We start from the raw sequence: 17,335 nt of genomic DNA, 5'->3' as shown, positions 1-17,335 counted from the left end.
TCGCGACTTGATGTCGATTCTGCTCACTCTGCTCGCAGGAAAGGTCTGCTGGGCGAAACCTAATCACGCTTTTTTTCACTGTCAACAACCCCGGCGAAAAATTTTCACGCCGGAGCTCGGTCGCGCACCGCCTCGAACGCCCTCGCCGACCTCCCGCACGCCACCGCGACCGCCCTTCGGCGAACACCCGCATCGCCACCAAGGCCACAACGTTGAAAAGAAAAGCACTTAAAAGAAGCACTTTGGTGTAACGCTCCTGCAAACCACGCGCGCAACGGCCGGCACCTTCGCGGTGCGCGCGTGCGCCCGCCGCGACCACCCGAGCGGGCGCTAAACAGACTGCAAAACTTTTCACACGCCGGCGCGTTTTTTGACGCCGGATTCGCGCAACTGCGCAAACTTTTCCCGGTCCACGACCACCTCTTCCGACCGCGTTGATCGCCTTCGGGCACCCTCGAGTGGATGCAGCGATGCCTTCGCGTCGACCTTGTCGGCGTCCGTTCCACGCTCATGAGGCGACCACGTCGAGATCCAACCGATCGTCATGAGCGTGGGTGCACCTGGCCGAACGCTGCCGCGCGCCGCGTTGATCATCACGTACCACTAACGCCGCCGGCGCGCGCGCAAAAAAAAACGGCCGCACGTGGCGGCCGTCTTCGTCGGGACGACGACGATCAGTGGTCGTCGTCTTCCAGCACGTCGGCGTAGTCGTCCGGTGCCAGCAGGTCGTTCAACTCTTCCTTGGCCGACAACTCGATCACACAGATCCAGCCATCGCCGTAGGCGTCTTCGTTGATGGTTTCCGGCTTGTCGGCCAGCGAGGTGTTGACCTCGACCACAGTACCCGACACCGGGCTGTACACGTCCGAGGCCGCCTTGACCGATTCCACGACGGCGATCTGCTCGCCCGCCTTGGCTTCGGCACCGACGTCCGGCAGCTCGACATAGACCAGGTCGCCGAGCAGGCCCTGGGCGTGGTCGGAAATGCCGATGGTGACGCGGCCGTTGCCTTCAACGCGCGCCCACTCGTGGGACTTGAGGAATTTGAGGTCGCCGGGGATCTCGCTCATGGGACTGCTCCGAAGAATTTCAGGGGGTCAAGAAAACGGGGATAGTGTAACCAACCGGTGCGGACCGCTGACAGGCCGCGCCGGGAACTGCCGCACTCAGCCGTCGACCAGCACGCCGGGTTGGGCCTGGCCTTCGCGCACGAACGGGAACTTCACCACGCGCACCGGGACGTGCCGGCCACGAATGTCCACGCGGACCTCGCCCAGCTCGCCGGCCGGGACGCGCGCGAACGCAATGCCCTTGCCCAGTGTCGGCGAGAAGGTGCCGGAGAGGATCTCGCCCTCACCGCCTGCGGTCAGCACGACCTGGCCGTGCCGCAGCACGCCCTTCTCGTCCATGACCAGGCCGATCATCTGACGCGCGGTGCCGGCCGCCTTCTGCGCCTCCAGCACGTCGCGACCGATGAAGTCGCGGCCGTCATCCAGTGCCACCGTCCAGGCCAGCGCGGCCTCGTACGGGCTGATGGTTTCGTCCATGTCCTGGCCATACAGGTTCATGCCGGCTTCCAGGCGCAGCGTATCGCGCGCACCCAGCCCCGCCGGCTTCACCCCGGCGGCCGCCAGCGCGTTCCAGAACGCCACCACGTTGTCCTGGGCGACCAGGATTTCGAAGCCGTCTTCGCCGGTGTAGCCGGTGCGCGCCACGAACAGGGCCTCGCCCGCTGCACCGGTGGCGTCGACCGCGGCGAACCGGCCCAGCGTCTGCAGCGTCGCACGGTCACCCTCGCCGACCAGACCGATCACGCGCTCGCGCGCATCCGGGCCCTGCACCGCGATGATCGCCAGGTCTTCGCGCTCGGTGACCTGCACGTCGAACGCGGCGGCCTGCTCGCGGATCCAGGCAAGGTCCTTCTCACGGGTGGACGCATTGACCACCATGCGGAAGAAGTCATCGGCCAGGTAATAGACGATCAGGTCGTCGATGACCCCGCCGCCGGTGTTGAGCATGCACGAGTAGAGCGCCTTGCCCGGCACCTTGAGCTTGTCCACCGAATTGGCCAGCAGGCGGCGCAGGAATGGCCTCACCTGCGCACCACGCAGGTCGACCACGGTCATGTGGCTGACGTCGAACATGCCGGCACCGGCGCGCACCAGATGGTGTTCGTCGAGCTGCGAGCCGTAGTGGATGGGCATGTCCCAACCGCCGAAATCGACCATCTTGGCGCCGAGCGCGCGGTGGGTATCGTTGAGAAGCGTCTTCTGCGTCATGACCGGATTCCGGGGGATTGAAAGCAAGATCGCGATTATCCCAGAAGCGCCCCATCAACGCCTGCGGCGGTGCGCCATCGCGGGATATCCGGCACGGCGCAGCCACGCAGGGCGTGGCTCTACGGCGCCAAACCGTGCATGGGTAGAGCCACGCCCTGCGTGGCTGCGCCATCAGGCGGGCTGCACCTTCAACGTCATGCCGTCTACCGCCACAACGCGCACCGGCGTGCCCGCCGGCAGGTCCGGGCCGGCCACCGTCCAGAACGCATCGTCGACCTTGGCGCGACCGATGCCCGCCACGATCGGCTGGTCGAGCGCGACCACCCGCCCAACCAGCTGCTCGGCCCGGCGGTTCAGCAGTGGCGCATCACTTTCCCGCACCCGCGTGCGCCCCCATTGCCGGTAGCACTGGATGGAGACCACGCTGAGCAGCACGAAGGCCACCACCTGCCATAGCAGCGGAATATCGGCGAACACCGCCACCAGCACGAACACGGCCGCCGCGCCGAGCCCGATCCAGAGCATGAAGGCGCCCGGTGCCAACGCCTCGGCGGCGAACAGCAGCAGCGCCAGCGCGCCCCATCCCACGACTTCCCAGCGCATCTCAGCCTCCCATGCGCGGTGGCACCGCGCGGGCGGACTTCTTCTCTTCCTGTTTGGCGAACGCTTCCCTGGCCAGCTCGGCCACGCCGGCGATCGAGCCGATCACGCCGCTGGCCTCCATCGGCATCAGCACCAGCTTCTGGTTCGGCGAGGTCGCCAGTTCCTTGAACGCTTCCACGTACTTCTGCGCGATGAAGTAATTGATGGCCTGCACGTCGCCGTGGGCGATGGCGTCAGACACCATCCGGGTGGCATTGGCTTCTGCTTCGGCCGAGCGCTCGCGCGCCTCGGCATCGCGGAAAGCCGCCTCCTTGCGGCCTTCGGCGTCCAGCACCGCCGCCTGCTTCTCGCCTTCGGCGCGCAGGATCGCCGACTGGCGCGAGCCTTCCGCTTCCAGCACCTGCGCACGCTTTTCGCGCTCGGCCTTCATCTGCCGCGCCATGGCATCCAGCAGATCGCGTGGCGGCTGGATGTCGCGGATTTCGATGCGGTTGACCTTCACGCCCCACGGGTTGGTGGCATGGTCCACCACGCTCAGCAGCTTGGCGTTGATGACCTCGCGCTGGCTGAGTGATTCATCCAGGTCCATCGAACCGATCACGGTGCGGATGTTGGTCTGCACCAGCGCGATCATCGCGACCTCCAGATTGGCCACTTCATACGCCGCTTTGGAGGCGTCCAGCACCTGGAAGAACACCACCCCGTCCACGCGCACCGCAGCGTTGTCCTTGGTGATCACTTCCTGGCCAGGCACGTCCAGCACCTGTTCCATCATGTTCACCTTGCGCCCCACGCCGTACACGATGGGGATGAGGAAATGCAGGCCGGGCGACATGGTGTGGGTGTAGCGGCCGAAGCGTTCCACCGTCCACTCATAGCCCTGCGGGACCATCCGCACCGCCTTGAACAGGATGACCACGGCGACGAACGCGAGAATCAACGAGAACAGCACGGTCGGAAACATCACGCACTCCTTTCCCTGGGTCACGCCGAATATACCGCTTCACAAAAGGGGACGGAGGACGTTAAGTGCTCCACTTAACGTCCTCCGTCCCCTTTTTATGCGGCGCGCGGGGCGAACATGATCACGGCCATGCCGGCCAGGCACAGCCCGACCCCGAGCAGGTCCCATTTATCGGGACGGATGCCATCCACCACCCACAGCCATGCCAGCGCCGTGCCGATGTAGACGCCGCCGTAGGCGGCATAGACGCGTCCGCTGGCGGCCGGGTGCAGCGTCAGCAACCAGGCGAACAGCGCCAGGCTGAGCGCCGCCGGCAACAGCAGCCAGGCGCTGCCATCGCGGCGCAACCACACCCAGGGCAGATAGCAGCCGACGATCTCGGCCACCGCCGTCAGCAGGAACAGCAGGGCCGTCTTCACGGCTTCGCTTCGGCCGCCTTGGCCAGCGCCCACAGCCGCTCCTGCGCCTGCAGGTCGAGCTCGGCCATGTGCTGGCCATCGGCAGCGGCCTGCGCCTCCATCGCGCGGAAACGGCGCTCGAACTTGTGGTTGGCCTGGCGCAGCGCCGCGCCCACATCGACCTTGGCATGCCGGGCCAGGTTGGCGCAGACAAACAGCAGGTCGCCCAGTTCTTCTTCCAGCCGGGCGTGGTTGTCCTGGACCGGTCCGCGGGCGAATTCAGCCGCCACCTCGTCCAGTTCCTCGCGCACCTTGTCCAGCACCGGCGCCGGTCCCGGCCAATCGAAGCCCACCCGCGCCGCGCGTGACTGCAGCTTCAGCGCACGCTGCCACTCCGGCAGGCCACGCGAGATACCCGCCAGCGCCGAGGTATCGGACTCGCCCTTGGCCGCCCGCTCGGCGCGTTTGATCGCTTCCCAGTTCAGGTTGACGTCTTCAGCGCCATCGACCTGCACCTGCGCAAACACGTGCGGGTGCCGGCGCTGCATCTTGTCGCTGATCGCACGGGCCACGTCGGCGAAGGCGAAGGCGCCCTGCTCGCTGGCCATCTGCGCATGGAACACGACCTGCAGCAGCAGGTCGCCCAGTTCGTCGCAGAGGTCGTCCAGATCGCCACGGTCGATCGCGTCGGCGACCTCGTAGGCTTCTTCGATGGTGTACGGGGCGATGCTGGCGAAGTCCTGCTGCAGGTCCCAGGGGCAGCCCTGCAGCGGGTCGCGCAGGCGCGCCATGATGCCCAGCAGGCGGTCCAGTTCGGCAGGTGCGGACATCGGTGCTCCGGTCAGGCGGGAAGCCAGGTGCGCCACGGCAGGCGGGAGTCGCCCAGCGCGATGAAATCGCCGTTCAACAGGGTTTCGCGGCGGTTGTAGCGGAACGGCTTGCCGGTGGCGGCCGAGAGCACCGCGCCCCCGGCAGCGTGCAGCACGCATTGGCCGGCAGCGGTATCCCATTCGGACGTGGGACCCAACCGCGGGTACACGTCCAGCGTGCCCTCGGCGAGCCGGCAGAATTTCAGCGACGAGCCCTGGGCGACCACGTCGATCTCGCCCATGCGGTCGAGCAGCGCCTGGGTTTCCGCGCTCCGGTGCGAGCGGCTGGCGGCGACCTGCAACGGCGGCAACGCCGGGGTGCGCGTGCGCAGCACCGAGTCATGCATGCCGTCGCGGCGGTAGGCCAGCTCGCCCCGCATGGCGTGCCAGGCAACGCCGCTGACCGGCGCCAGCACCACGCCGAAGGCGGGCGCGCCCTGGTAGATCAGCGCGATGTTGACGCTGAATTCGTCGTTGCGCTTGACGAACTCGCGGGTGCCATCGAGCGGATCCACCAGCCAGTACGCGCCCCAGTGCCGGCGCACGTCCCAGGGCACCTGGGCGGACTCCTCGGACAGGATCGGCAGGTCCGGCGTGAGCTGGGCCAGGCCGCGTTCGATCACCGCGTTGGCGGCCAGGTCGGCCGCGGTCACCGGGCTGCGGTCGGACTTGATCTCGACATCGAACGGCGTGGCATACACCGCCATGATGGCGGCGGCCGCGTCCTGGGCAATGGCGATGACGGTTTCGCGCAGATCGGTGGTGAGTTTGATCATTCCCCGCGTCCCAACCACTGCCGGGCGATGAACAGCGCCGCCAGCGAGCGACCTTCGGAGAAGTCCTCACGCAACATCAGCTGGTCCAGCTCGGCGATCTTCCAGGGCACCACTTCCAGCTCCTCCGGTTCGTCGCCGACCAACCGCTCGGGGTACAGGTCACGGGCCACCACCAGCCACGATTGATGGCTCATGTAGGTGGGGGCCAGGGTCATGGCGCGCAGCACGTCCAGGCGCCGGGCACCGTAACCGGCCTCTTCCTTCAGTTCGCGGTCGGCCGCCTGCACCGGGGTTTCCCCCGCGTCGATCCGGCCTTTCACCAGGCCCAGCTCGTAACGATGCACGCCGGCCGCGTATTCACGGACCAGCAGCACGGTCTCGTCGTCCAGCATGGGCACCACCACCACCGCACCATGGCCATGGCTCACCAGGCGCTCGAAGCGCCGGCGTTCGCCATTGGAGAACTCCAGGTCCAGATGCTGCCGCTGGAACGGGCCGCTTTCCTCGTCCGTGATCTGGTGAATGGTGGGCAGCGGACGGCTCATGCGAACTGACTCTTGGAGACCGATAGAATGCAGGCAGATGAAAACGTGTTCATGAGCTTGAAATGCTAGCAGACCCAGCCCCCTTTACGTTGGCCGACCGGTGGCGGCAACGCGACCTGGCCGTGTTGTGGCATCCGTGCACGCAGATGCGCGAGCACCCCGACACCTTGCCGCTGGTGCCGATTGCGCGCGGTGAGGGGCCTTGGCTCATCGATCACGACGGCCACCGTTATCTGGATGCGGTCAGCAGCTGGTGGACCAATCTGTTCGGCCACGCCGAACCGCGCATCGGCGCGGCCATTGCCGCCCAGGCCACCCGGCTGGAGCAGGTGATGCTGGCCGGCTTCAGCCACGAGCCGGCGGTGGAACTGGCCGAACGCCTGCTGGCGATCGCCCCGCGCCAGGCCGGACGTGCGCCGCTGGCCAAGGTCTTCTACGCCGACAACGGCTCGGCCGGGGTCGAGGTGGCGCTGAAAATGGCCTTCCACTACTTCCACAACCGCGGCGAGAGCCATCGCACCCGCTTCGTGGCGCTTGAGAACGGCTACCACGGCGAAACGCTGGGCGCGCTGTCGGTGGGTGACATTCCGCTGTACCGCCGCGTGTACGCGCCGTTGCTGACCGAGGCACTGTTCGCGCCCTCGCCGGACGCCTACCTTGCCGAACCGGGGCAGAGCGCCGCGCAGCGCGCGCACGAGGCCGCCGACCGCCTGGCCGACCTGTTCGACCAGCATCCCGGCGAGATCTGTGCGGTGATCCTGGAACCCCGCCTGCAGTGCGCCGGCGGCATGCGCATGCATGACCCGGTCTACCTCAAGCGCGCCCGCGAGCTGTGCGACGCCAATGGCGCCTTCCTCATTGCCGATGAGATCGCCACCGGTTTCGGGCGCACCGGCACGCTGTTCGCCTGTGAACAGGCCGGGGTCATGCCCGACCTGCTGTGCCTGTCCAAGGGACTCACCGGCGGCTTCCTGCCGCTGGCCGCGGTGCTGGCCACGCAGGCGCTGTACGACGCCTTCCTGGACGACAGCCGCGAGCGCGCCTTCCTGCATTCGCACAGCTACACCGGCAACCCGCTGGCCTGTGCGGCGGCGCTGGCGACCCTGGACATCTTCGCCACCGGCGATGTGATCGCCCGCAACCGCAGCACGGCGGAGGTCATGCGCACCTTGGCCGCGCCCTTCACCGACCACCCCCACGTGTCCGACGTGCGCCAGGCGGGCATGGTGGTGGCCTTCGAGCTGACCCGAAACGGCGACCGGCGCACGCCCTTCCCCGCCGCCGCCCGCGTGGGGCTGCACGCCTACAATGCCGCGCTCCGGCGCGGGGTGGTGCTGCGCCCGCTGGGCAATGTGCTGTATTGGATGCCTCCGTACTGCGTGGAGGACGAACACCTGGACCTGCTGGCCCAGACCACCCTGGCCGCGATCGAGGAAGCTGTCGCATGCGCGTGACCCGTTCCTATGTGGATGCCCCGCTGGCCGTGGGCCAGACCCTGTCCCTGCCCGAAGAAGTGGCCAACCACCTGGTGCGGGTGATGCGCCTGCGCGAGGGCGACGCCTGCGTGCTGTTCAATGGCGATGGCCACGACTACAGCGCCACCTTGGCCGTGGTGGGCAAGCGCGATGCGCAGGTCAGGATCGAGGCCGCCTCTGGACTGGACAATGAATCCCCCCTGCGGATCACGCTGCTGCAGGGCATCGCACGCGGCGAGAAGATGGACCTGATCCTGCAGAAGGCCACCGAGCTGGGCGTGTCCGCCATCGTCCCGGTCAACGCCGAGCGCACCGAGGTGAAGCTGGACGCGGCGCGCGCGGAGAAGCGCCTGGCGCACTGGCGCAGCGTGGTGGTGTCGGCGTGTGGCCAGTCCGGGCGTGCGCGCGTGCCAGGCGTGGAAGCGCCGCAGGGGGTGCTGGAGGCGGCCCGCCGCGTGCCGGCCGAGGCGTTGAAGCTGACTCTGGATCCGGAAGGGGAGCACCGGCTGTCCACGCTGGACGCGGCGCCACACGGCGTGGTGATCGCGATCGGCCCGGAGGGTGGCTGGTCGCCGCGCGACCGTCAGGCGTTGGCGACGGCCGGTTTCCAGGGCCTGCAGCTGGGGCCGCGGATCCTGCGCACGGAGACTGCGGGCCTGGCCGCGATCGCGGCAGTGCAGGCGCGGTTGGGGGATCTGGGCTGATTCGGCGCCGCGCAGCCACGCAGGGCGTGGCTCTACCGCATCGCCCGTAGAGCCACGCCCTGCGTGGCTGCAGGCGATGTCAAACTACGGGAAGCACTTCATCCAGCGCCGCTTCCAGCGCATCCAGATCCGGCAACAAGGCACTCTGCTCGCCCAGCAGCACGCGCATGTGCACGCCCTGCGGCAGGGTTTCTTCCGAGGCGTCGGCCAGCAGGCCGTCACGCGGTACCGCGATCAGCTGCGGGAAGGTCTGGGTCAGCAGGGCGAAGTACGGGCGTTTGGCATTGCCGCCCAGCGCCTTGAGCACCACCACCTTGTTGTTGCTCAGCACCTGCTCGTCGCCCAGCCCGGACAGGCGTGCGAAGGACAGCAGCGGCACCTCCCAGCCATGCCAGCCGATCTGACCCACCAGCCATGCTGGAGTGTCCGGAATGGGCTGCACGGCGACCTTGGACATCATTTCGGCCACGGTTGCGTTGGGCAGGAGTACCCGTTCATGCCCGGCCTGGATCAGGACCCCGCGGATTTCGTCGTTGCTGGCGTAACTCATGATCTGATTCCTGGAAGGGGGTACGGCGCGGCGATTACTCGCTCACGCCCCAGCGTTCGGCGATGGCGGCAGCCAGCTGCGGCGGATCACCGGCGGCCATGCCGGCGGCGATCACGGCACTGGCGGCCAACGGGTCATAGCAGCCATCACCGGTCTGGCCGGCGACCCATGCACCGGCCACGGCCAGCGCCAGCACATCGTCCACCAGCGCGGCGTCGCCACCGCTGAGCATCACCACGCCGCTGTGCGCGGGCGGCAACGCATCGACCCGGATGCCCTGTGCATCGGCACTGAAATGCAGGCCGCGGTTCTGCACCGCCACCCCCACGTCGTCGGGCAGGATGTAGGCATTGCCGGCCACGACCGGCTGGTCGCTTTCGGCCAGCAGCACCGGCAGCGCGGACACGCGCGCCATCTGCTTGACCAGGTTGCCGTAACGACCGCCATCCAGGCGCATGTAAACCATGATCGGCACCGCCAGCCCGGCCGGCAGCGCGGCCAGCAGGCGGCGCAGCGCGTCGGGGCCACCAATGCCGGCCAGTACAAGGACCGCGCCCGGCGCGGCGTCGCTGGGAATGCCTTCCGGCTCCAGCTCAACCAGCGACAGGCGTTCGATATCGAATGCAGTGGGTACGGGCGGCGCGCTCGGCGGCGGTGTTGCCGGCGCGGGGGCAGCGGCCACCGTGCTGTCTTCATCCACCAGCGACCAGCTGCTGTGATCGCCCAGCGGTGCGGGCGGCGCGACAGGCACCGGCGGCGGCACGCTGGACGGCGGCGGCGCGGCGGGCGCCTGCATGGCGGCCAGCGCCTCTTCCAGCGACATCGGCTCGCTGTAGCCTTCCGGGGCCTGGTACAGGCCGTCGGCAGGCACGTCGGTGGCGGCGTCGAAGGCTTCGCGCACGTGGAATTCCAGCGGCGCGTCGGCGTGCAGTTCGGCCGGCGTGACCGGCAGGCCCGGTTCGGGCTGCAGCAGGCCGTCCTGCTCGGAGCCCGGCGGCAGCACATCCTGATGGCCGTGCAGCTTGGCGCCCAGGTGGCGGGCCCAGCGCTGCGCTTCCCAGCCTTCGCGACGCGCGGCCAGTTCGGCCTCGTCGAAGATCAGGGTCAGGCCCGGCGAGGCCAGCACTGGATCCAGGCGTTCAAGCGCATCTTCAATCGCCGGCTCGAGCGCGATCAGCACCGCGCCCACGTCCGCATCGCGCAGCGTTTCGGGCTGCAGGCTGTTGGGATCTTCTTCGAGCACCACGGTGGCGCCGGCCTGGACCAGCGCGTCGCGCAGCCGATCGCGCGCCGGGCCGACCCGCGCCAACAGCGCGACCGACAACAGCGAGGTCAGGTCATTCACGGGCACGGGCGATCCCCAGCAGGTCATACACGTTTCGCATCAGGTCCAGCTCCTGGTACGGCTTGCCCAGGTAACGCTGGACACCGATTTCAAAGGCGCGCTGACGGTGCTTGTCACCACTGCGCGAGGTGATCATCACGATCGGAACACCCTTGTAGCGTGGGTCGGCGCGCATGGTGGTGGCCAGCTCATAGCCATCCATGCGCGGCATTTCGATATCCAGCAGCATCAGGTCGGGCACGCGCTCGTCCAAACGCTCCAGCGCTTCGATGCCGTCGCGGGCGACGACCACTTCGAAGTTGTGGCGTTCCAGGATGCGGCCGGTGACCTTGCGCATGGTCAGCGAGTCGTCCACCACCATCACCACCGGTGCCTGGCGGTCGCTGGCCTGGGCGGCCGGGGCAACCGGCTTGAGCGGGTTGGCCTGGAAGCGACGCACCAGCGGCGCCACGTCCAGGATCACCACCACGCGGCCATCGCCGGTAATGGTGGCGCCGTAGATACCCGGCACCGACGCGATCTGCAGGCCGACCGGCTTGACCACGATTTCGCGGTTGCCGACCACCTGGTCGATCGCCACGGCCGCGCGCAGTTCACCCGCACGCACCAGCAGCAGCGGGACCTGGGCCTGGCCTTCGGCGCGGGCCTGGCCCTGGCCGACCAGCGTACCGAGGTCATGCAGCGCGAACTCTTCGCCGCCGTAGTGGTAACCGCCGTTGGCCGATTCGAAGCGCTCGCGCGAGATGCGGCCGATACCACTGACCGATGCCACCGGCACCGCGAACGTGGTCTCGCCGATCTGCACGAACACCGCCTGGGTGACGGCCAGCGTCTGCGGCAGGCGCAGGGTGAAGGTGACGCCCTTGCCCGGCACCGAGTGGATGTCCACCGAGCCGCCGAGCTGGCGCACTTCGTTGTGCACCACGTCCATGCCCACGCCACGGCCCGCCAGCTGGCTGACCTGGTCGGCGGTGCTGAACCCCGGGGCGAAGATCATCGCGTCCAGTTCGGCTTCGCTCAGGACGGCCTCGGCGGCGATCAGGCCGCGTTGTTCGGCACGGCGACGGATCGCCTCGCGGTTCAGCCCGGCACCGTCGTCGGCCACTTCCAGCACGATTTCCGAGCCTTCGCGGCGCAGACGGATGGCGATTTCGCCTTCCTCCGGCTTGCCGGCAGCGCGGCGCTGGTCCGGGGTTTCCAGACCATGTGCGACCGAGTTGCGCAGCATGTGTTCCAGCGGCGCGACCATGCGGTCGAGCACGTTGCGGTCCAGTTCGCCGTGGGTTCCTTCCAGGGTGACGTGGACCTGCTTGCCGGTGTCCTGGCCCGCCTGGCGCACCACACGGCGCAGGCGCGGCACCAGGCCGTCGAACGGCACCATGCGCGCGCGCATCAGGCCATCCTGCAGTTCGGAGCTGACGCGCGACTGCTGCTGCAGCAATACGTCGTACTGGCGCGACAGATCGTCCAGCACGCCCTGCAGGCCGCCAAGATCGGCCGCGGACTCGTTCAGCGCACGGCTGAGCTGCTGCAGCGTGGAGAACCGGTCCAGTTCCAGCGGATCGAACTTGTGGTCGGCCTGGTCCTGTTCGCGCTGGTAGCGGGCGACGATCTGCGCTTCGGTTTCCAGGTCCAGACGACGCAGCTGGTCGCGCAGACGGGCGTTGGTGCGATCCAGTTCGCCCATGGCACCGCGGAACGCACCCAGCTGCTGCTCCAGACGCGAGCGGTAGATGGCCACTTCACCGGCGTGGTTGACGAGGCGGTCGAGCAGATCGGCGCGCACACGCACCTGTTCCTGCTGCGGACGGGCCAGGCTGTCGTCGTCGGTGGCGGCATCCAGCGGCACCGGCGCCGACAGCGGCGCGGCGGCGACGGCGATATCCACCTCGACCGGCGCAGCCTGGTCCGGCGCATCGACGGCGTCCTGCGCGTCCACGCTTTCGACACGGCCCAGCGTGCGCTGTTCGAACGCGGCGATGAGGTCGTCGGGCATCGCTACGCTGCGGTGCAGGCCGGTGCGGGTCAGCATCTGGTGCAGGCGGTCGAAGCCACGCTCCAGCAGGTGCACGTCGCTGCGGTCGATGTCGGTGCGGTTGGCCGCGACGGCTTCCAGCAGCGATTCGATGCCGTGACCAAGGTCGCCGATCGGGTTGATGCCTGCCATGCGCGCGCCACCCTTGAGGGTGTGCAGGTCGCGCTGCAGGCCGGCCACGGCTTCGCGATCCTGCGGTGCTGCACGCAGCTCGCTGATCAGGCCGTCGCAATGGTCCAGCAGGTCCTTGCCTTCCTCGACGAAGATGTCGACCAGCTCGCGATCCAGGACAGTGAAGTCCAGCGATTCGGCGTCATCCAGCGGCTCGTTGCCGGCCTCGTCGGCCGACGCAGCACTCGTGCTGACCGCAGCCACCGGTGCGTCTTCCAGTTCGAACAGGGGGGCACGCGCGTCCGCGGCCGCCTCGGCGTCCACGTCGTCTTCGGCGAAGGCATCGCCTTCGTCCAATCCCTCGTGCGTGGCATCCAGGCCAAGCACGCCGGTGTCGTCGGCATTCGCCTGGTCGCCCGTTGCATCCGGTGCGTCGATGATGGTCAGGCCATCGTCCAGCGCCTGCTGCTCATCCACGGCCTCGCCGAACGCCGGCGTCGGCGGCAGCACCTCGTCCAGGCTCTCGGCGACGTCATCGCCGGCGGCCCCGTCAAGGCTGTTTTCGTCCATCTGCCCGGGCAGGGAGCCGGCTTCCACGTCGGCCTGCGGCTCAGTGTCGATCGAGGCTTCGACGTCGGTCTGGGACTCAGTGTCGGTCGAGGTCTCAACGTCGGCCTGGGACTCAGTGTCGGTCGAGGGCTCAACATCGGCGTCGGCTGCAACGGCGGCTTCGGCGTCGGCTTCAACCTCGGTCTCGGCCTCAAGCTCGGCCTGGGCACCACTGTCCGCCGGCGCATCAACATCGGCATCCAGCGCGACGACGTCATCCACGGCGGGCACCGCGTCGAGCGCGACGTGATCCTGCAGCGCATCCGATTCGGCCGCCTGCAGTCCAATCGCCTGTTCCTGCTCGACGGAGATCTCGACCGCATGCACGTTGTCGTCCGCAACCACGGCGCCAGCGGCGTCCGCGGCCGGCTCGCTGTCGGCGGCGTCGGCCACCGGAGTGGTCGGCGTGCCGAAGGTCGGCAGGGTGTGTTCGTAGAAGCGCGACAGGTCGTCGGCGCCGGTCAGCTCAACGGCGTTCAGCCCGCTGTTGGCCGGTGCCTCCGCCGCGACCACGTCGTCTGCCTGCGGCACCACGGCCGGGGCGTCGAACGTGGTCGGCAGATCGGCATCGTAGTATGCGGACAGATCGTCGCTGCCGGTGAGTTCTTCCACCACTGCGGCATCGGACTCCAGCACCGACAACCCATCGGCGTCGACGATGGCCTGCTGCACGTCGGCATCGGTGCTGTCGTCGGCAACGGCGAAACCGTCGCGCGTCTCGAACTGCGCCGACAGCGCGGCCAGTTCCTGCGCGGTGACGTCCTGCGCCTCCTCCACGGTGATGGCATCGACGTCGAGCGCCTCTGCCTCGTCCGCGTCCAGATCAAGGTCGTCGTCGGTGGCCAACGCGGGCCAGCGGGCTTCGGGCAGCGTATCGGCCAACGCCTGCAGACGCGCGGCGAGCGCATGCTGCGACGGAATCCGCGGCGCGTCGGCCTGCAGGGCGGTCATGGTGGCGCGGATCGCCGCGGCGGTGGCCGACAGCGCGTCGACGCCTTCGGTATCCGGCGTGGTATCGGCCGCCAGCGAACGCTTGATGTAGCTTTCCGCGCCGCCGGTGACGGCGGTGATCTCCGGCACGTCGGTCATCGCGAACGCGCCGTTCATGGTGTGCACGGCGCGCAGCAGCGAGTCGGTGACCGGCTGCGGCGCCACGTTGGCCTCCTGCAGCCAGGCCTGCAGCGTGGCCTGGTGGGCCTCGACTTCGGCCTCCAGAATCTCGCGCAGCACTTCATCGATGTTGGCCGGCGTACCGGTGGCTTCCGGGGCCTCCTGCACGGCGTCGGTGGCGAGGGTGTCCTCGACGACGACGGCTTCGGGAGCGGCGGCGACAGGCACGGCACGCTGCAGCGGGACGTGGAAGGTTTCTTCGCCGGCCGCAACGCGGTCGGCAATGGCCTGCATGGCCTGCAGATCGGCGGTGACACGGCTGCCGTCGCGCAGCGCGGCATTCAGCTGCGGCAGCACTTCGTAGGCCTGGGTGACCATGGCCACCACCGCCGGCGACGCCGGACGGCTGCCATCCAGCACGCGGTTGAGCATGCCTTCGACCTTCCAGCTGAACTCACCCAGGGTGCGCGCGCCGACCAGTCGGCCGCTGCCCTTGAGGGTGTGGAACACGCGGCGGATCGGACGCAGGCGGTCCATGTTGTCCGGGGCCATGCGCCAGACCGGCAGCAGGTTGCCCAGGTTGACCAGTTCTTCGTCGAACTCTTCGATGAACACTTCGCGGATGTCCTGGTCGATGTTCTCGCCATCGTCCTCGAAGCCCGCTTCGATGCTGCCCACCTCGTCGGCCGCGGCATCGACCGCACTGGCCTCGCTCGCGGCAACGGGCGCGGCCTCGACCACCGGCGCGGTGCTGAACTGAGCAGCAGCGGCATCCAGCTCGGCCAGGAACCGGGTCGATTCGTCGTCCAGTTCAATCGTGCCGATGACCGCTTCGTGCACGCCGCCAACGGCGGACGTGGTGACCGGCGCGGCGTCGACCGGGGTGATCTCTTCCTGGGCGGCAACGGTGTCGTCGGCGGCTGCCACGACGTCGTCGATCGGCTGCTCGGCGCTGACCACCGCCGGTGCTTCGGCCGGTTCGGCCTGCGCCTGCAGGAACGACGGCAGGGCCTGGACGTCCAGCCCGGTGCCGCTGGCCGCATCCATCTCCACGCTGTCCACGACAACGCTGACCGACGCGTCCGGCGTATCGTCAATGGCCAGCGACAACACGTCGCCGGCATTGCGCAGGGCGTCGTCGACGGTGAATTCGATCGGCTCGTCGCTCAGCTCGAGCGTGTCGCTCTCTGCGGCGACCGGATCGAACGCCGACCCAGCGGTGATCGTCGGTGCGATGTAGGCGTCGACACTCTCGATGTCGGTCGCCCCCGTGTCGAAGCCATCCAGGGCCACGGGCGCGATCTCGACCGCAGGTGCGGCGTCCCAATGACTGGCGCTGCCGGCGTCTTCGGCCAGCACCGGATCGAAGCTGGCAAAGGTCGGTGCCGCATCATCACGCGCGGCTTCGGCGGACAGGGTCCACTGCGGCGCATCGACGGCGACCGGTGCGGTGGACGCCTCGAAGACCAGCGTCGGCATCGCCTTGGCGACCGGCTCGGCCGGTGCCTGCGGCGCCACGTCGGGCAGCGGCTCGAAGGTGAAATCGGGCAGCGGCAGGTCCGCCACGCTGCCGGGCGGCGGCGCGCTCGCGGTCACCGGCGTCTCTACCGGGGCCAGCGACGGCGGCTCGTCCCATGCACTCAGTTCCACGTGCTCCGGTGCCACCGGCAGCGCTTCCGCGCTGACATCGGCCGGCGCGGCGTGCTCATCCGGCAGCGGCCAGTAACGCAGGGTTTCCAGGCTGGTGCGGGTGATGTCGAGGATTTCCTCGCGGCCCGGGCGGCGTTCGCGCAGGGCTTCGAGGTAGTACTCCAGGCTGGCCATGGCGTCGGCCAGGGTGTCCAGCTGGCGGCCGCTGGGCACGCGCTGGCGGCCGATCAGCTCGACCGCGATGTACTGGCGTACGCCCTGCAGGTAGTCCGCCGGGGTGCCCAGGTCGAGCATGCGCAGTGCGCCGGCGACCTCACCCAGCAGGCGCGGCACTTCATGCAGCTGCTGGTGGTTCCAGTTGGTTTCGATGAAGGCGACAAAGTGTTCGCGGGCGGCGGAGAAGTTGGCGATGGCCTCGTGGGCCAGCACTTCGACCGTGCGGCGGCCTTCCACCGCGCTCGGGTCGTCTTCGCCACTGCCGCCGGCGCCCAGGTGGGCGACCTGGTCGTCCAGCGACGCGTCCACGTACAGCAGCGCGCCGGCAATATCGAGCAACAGGGTTTCATCGATCTGCTGGTCGCCCTGGACCACGCTTCGCAGCGCGTCGCGCTGCTGCACGACCACGCCACGGGCAACGCCCAGGCCCATCATGCCCAGGGTATCGGCGACCGCGCCCAGTTCATTGACCTGGGTCTGCAGCTGGGTCGGGTCACCGCTGGTACGCAGGTGAAGGTCCAGCGCATCCTTGATGCGCAGCAGCTCTTCCTTGACCGCGTTGCCCACGGTGTCGAGCAGCTCGCGGTTGCGGCCGCTCAGGCTGCCGCGCGCATGGTCCAGCTCGGCCTCGGTGGCACTGGCGCTGTCCGGCGCGAAGGCGAACAGCACGCTTTCGTTGATGCCCGGCGCAGCGCGCGCCGAACGGATGTCGTTGAGCAGCGGCAGCAACACGATAGGAATATCGCGGTGGCCGTTCTGCAGGCGCTCCAGGTAGTCGGGCAGCAGCACGCTGCCGCGCATCAGGGTGGCGCAGGCTTCGTCGCGGTCGGGAACCTCGCCGGCGCCGATGGCGTTGGCCAGCTGCTCCATTTCCTCGGCCACCATCGCCGGGGCGTACAGCTCCACCATGCGCAGGGTGCCCTGCACCTGGTGCAGGTAACCGGCGCAGAAGCGCATACGGCTGCCATCGGCAGGATCTTCGGCGTAGTACTCGACCTCGTTGCGCACCTGGCGCAGGGTCTCGTCCAGCTCCGGCTTGACCCAGCCCAGGGCGGCGTGGCTCATGGCATCGCGCAGCGTGCTCATGCCGGGTCTC

At 68.6% G+C, this 17,335-nt stretch carries 14 protein-coding genes; 2 read left to right on the top strand and 12 right to left on the bottom strand.

What is annotated here, in order from left to right; all coding sequences use genetic code 11:
- Positions 1 to 351: 351 nt before the first annotated feature.
- The 9 genes from RT456_RS11735 to nudE form a co-directional block, all read right to left on the bottom strand.
- Complete coding sequence (locus RT456_RS11735; RefSeq protein ID WP_313346719.1) at positions 352 to 546, bottom strand: hypothetical protein; 195 nt, start codon at positions 544 to 546, stop codon at positions 352 to 354.
- 128 nt (positions 547 to 674) lie between these two features.
- Complete coding sequence (gcvH, locus tag RT456_RS11730) at positions 675 to 1,070, bottom strand: glycine cleavage system protein GcvH (protein WP_313346716.1); 396 nt, start codon at positions 1,068 to 1,070, stop codon at positions 675 to 677.
- Positions 1,071 to 1,166: 96 nt separating this feature from the next.
- Positions 1,167 to 2,279 carry a glycine cleavage system aminomethyltransferase GcvT gene (gene gcvT, locus RT456_RS11725; protein ID WP_313346713.1) on the bottom strand — a complete coding sequence of 371 codons (1,113 nt, stop codon included), beginning with the start codon at positions 2,277 to 2,279 and terminating at the stop codon, positions 1,167 to 1,169.
- A 171-nt stretch (positions 2,280 to 2,450) separates the two neighbouring features.
- Complete coding sequence (locus tag RT456_RS11720; RefSeq protein ID WP_313346711.1) at positions 2,451 to 2,882, bottom strand: NfeD family protein; 432 nt, start codon at positions 2,880 to 2,882, stop codon at positions 2,451 to 2,453.
- A 1-nt stretch (position 2,883) separates the two neighbouring features.
- Positions 2,884 to 3,846 carry an SPFH domain-containing protein gene (locus tag RT456_RS11715; protein ID WP_313346708.1) on the bottom strand — a complete coding sequence of 321 codons (963 nt, stop codon included), beginning with the start codon at positions 3,844 to 3,846 and terminating at the stop codon, positions 2,884 to 2,886.
- A 95-nt stretch (positions 3,847 to 3,941) separates the two neighbouring features.
- Complete coding sequence (locus RT456_RS11710; RefSeq protein ID WP_313346705.1) at positions 3,942 to 4,265, bottom strand: YnfA family protein; 324 nt, start codon at positions 4,263 to 4,265, stop codon at positions 3,942 to 3,944.
- Positions 4,262 to 5,074: a nucleoside triphosphate pyrophosphohydrolase gene (mazG, locus tag RT456_RS11705; protein ID WP_313346702.1), complete on the bottom strand. Its 813-nt coding sequence runs from the start codon at positions 5,072 to 5,074 to the stop codon at positions 4,262 to 4,264. The genes RT456_RS11710 and mazG overlap by 4 nt, the downstream gene beginning before the upstream one ends.
- Positions 5,075 to 5,085: 11 nt before the next feature.
- Positions 5,086 to 5,889, bottom strand: coding sequence for a 3'(2'),5'-bisphosphate nucleotidase CysQ (gene cysQ, locus RT456_RS11700; protein ID WP_313346699.1), 804 nt, complete (start codon positions 5,887 to 5,889; stop codon positions 5,086 to 5,088).
- Positions 5,886 to 6,434, bottom strand: a complete 549-nt coding sequence (gene nudE, locus RT456_RS11695; protein WP_313346695.1) for an ADP compounds hydrolase NudE — start codon at positions 6,432 to 6,434, stop codon at positions 5,886 to 5,888. Before nudE ends, cysQ begins: the two co-directional genes overlap by 4 nt.
- Positions 6,435 to 6,496: 62 nt before the next feature.
- On the opposite strand from nudE, the gene bioA reads away from it, so the two are divergent.
- Together bioA and RT456_RS11685 are read left to right on the top strand one after the other, a co-directional pair.
- Positions 6,497 to 7,888, top strand: coding sequence for an adenosylmethionine--8-amino-7-oxononanoate transaminase (bioA, locus tag RT456_RS11690; RefSeq protein ID WP_313346692.1), 1,392 nt, complete (start codon positions 6,497 to 6,499; stop codon positions 7,886 to 7,888).
- On the top strand, positions 7,879 to 8,613 hold the full coding sequence (locus RT456_RS11685; protein WP_313346690.1) for a 16S rRNA (uracil(1498)-N(3))-methyltransferase: 735 nt from the start codon (positions 7,879 to 7,881) through the stop codon (positions 8,611 to 8,613). The genes bioA and RT456_RS11685 overlap by 10 nt, the downstream gene beginning before the upstream one ends.
- A gap of 79 nt (positions 8,614 to 8,692) precedes the next feature.
- Here RT456_RS11685 and RT456_RS11680 read toward each other — a convergent pair whose 3' ends face one another.
- Genes RT456_RS11680 through RT456_RS11670 form a run of 3 tightly spaced genes read right to left on the bottom strand, consistent with a single transcriptional unit; the run spans position 8,693 to position 17,325 of the window.
- Entirely contained in the window at positions 8,693 to 9,163 is a 471-nt protein-coding gene (locus RT456_RS11680) for a chemotaxis protein CheW (RefSeq protein ID WP_313346687.1), read from the bottom strand.
- A 34-nt stretch (positions 9,164 to 9,197) separates the two neighbouring features.
- Positions 9,198 to 10,535 carry a chemotaxis protein CheB gene (locus RT456_RS11675; protein ID WP_313346684.1) on the bottom strand — a complete coding sequence of 446 codons (1,338 nt, stop codon included), beginning with the start codon at positions 10,533 to 10,535 and terminating at the stop codon, positions 9,198 to 9,200.
- Positions 10,501 to 17,325 carry an Hpt domain-containing protein gene (locus RT456_RS11670; protein WP_313346681.1) on the bottom strand — a complete coding sequence of 2,275 codons (6,825 nt, stop codon included), beginning with the start codon at positions 17,323 to 17,325 and terminating at the stop codon, positions 10,501 to 10,503. Before RT456_RS11670 ends, RT456_RS11675 begins: the two co-directional genes overlap by 35 nt.
- Positions 17,326 to 17,335 lie beyond the last annotated feature (10 nt).

This window comes from Stenotrophomonas sp. (assembly GCF_032099025.1).
Taxonomy (GTDB): Bacteria; Pseudomonadota; Gammaproteobacteria; order Xanthomonadales; family Xanthomonadaceae; genus Stenotrophomonas.
The sequence above is the reverse complement of the archived record's forward strand: the minus strand, read 5'-3'. Positions and strand labels throughout refer to the sequence as shown.

Coding starts and splice junctions, on each gene's coding strand:
- cysQ (WP_313346699.1), bottom strand. CDS start 5,889: ATGATCAAACTCACCACCGATCTGCGCGAAACCGTCATCGCCATTGCC.
- RT456_RS11685 (WP_313346690.1), top strand. CDS start 7,879: ATGCGCGTGACCCGTTCCTATGTGGATGCCCCGCTGGCCGTGGGCCAG.
- gcvH (WP_313346716.1), bottom strand. CDS start 1,070: ATGAGCGAGATCCCCGGCGACCTCAAATTCCTCAAGTCCCACGAGTGG.
- RT456_RS11720 (WP_313346711.1), bottom strand. CDS start 2,882: ATGCGCTGGGAAGTCGTGGGATGGGGCGCGCTGGCGCTGCTGCTGTTC.
- RT456_RS11715 (WP_313346708.1), bottom strand. CDS start 3,846: ATGTTTCCGACCGTGCTGTTCTCGTTGATTCTCGCGTTCGTCGCCGTG.
- RT456_RS11735 (WP_313346719.1), bottom strand. CDS start 546: ATGACGATCGGTTGGATCTCGACGTGGTCGCCTCATGAGCGTGGAACG.
- RT456_RS11670 (WP_313346681.1), bottom strand. CDS start 17,325: ATGAGCACGCTGCGCGATGCCATGAGCCACGCCGCCCTGGGCTGGGTC.
- RT456_RS11680 (WP_313346687.1), bottom strand. CDS start 9,163: ATGAGTTACGCCAGCAACGACGAAATCCGCGGGGTCCTGATCCAGGCC.
- RT456_RS11675 (WP_313346684.1), bottom strand. CDS start 10,535: ATGACCTGCTGGGGATCGCCCGTGCCCGTGAATGACCTGACCTCGCTG.
- mazG (WP_313346702.1), bottom strand. CDS start 5,074: ATGTCCGCACCTGCCGAACTGGACCGCCTGCTGGGCATCATGGCGCGC.
- nudE (WP_313346695.1), bottom strand. CDS start 6,434: ATGAGCCGTCCGCTGCCCACCATTCACCAGATCACGGACGAGGAAAGC.
- bioA (WP_313346692.1), top strand. CDS start 6,497: ATGCTAGCAGACCCAGCCCCCTTTACGTTGGCCGACCGGTGGCGGCAA.
- gcvT (WP_313346713.1), bottom strand. CDS start 2,279: ATGACGCAGAAGACGCTTCTCAACGATACCCACCGCGCGCTCGGCGCC.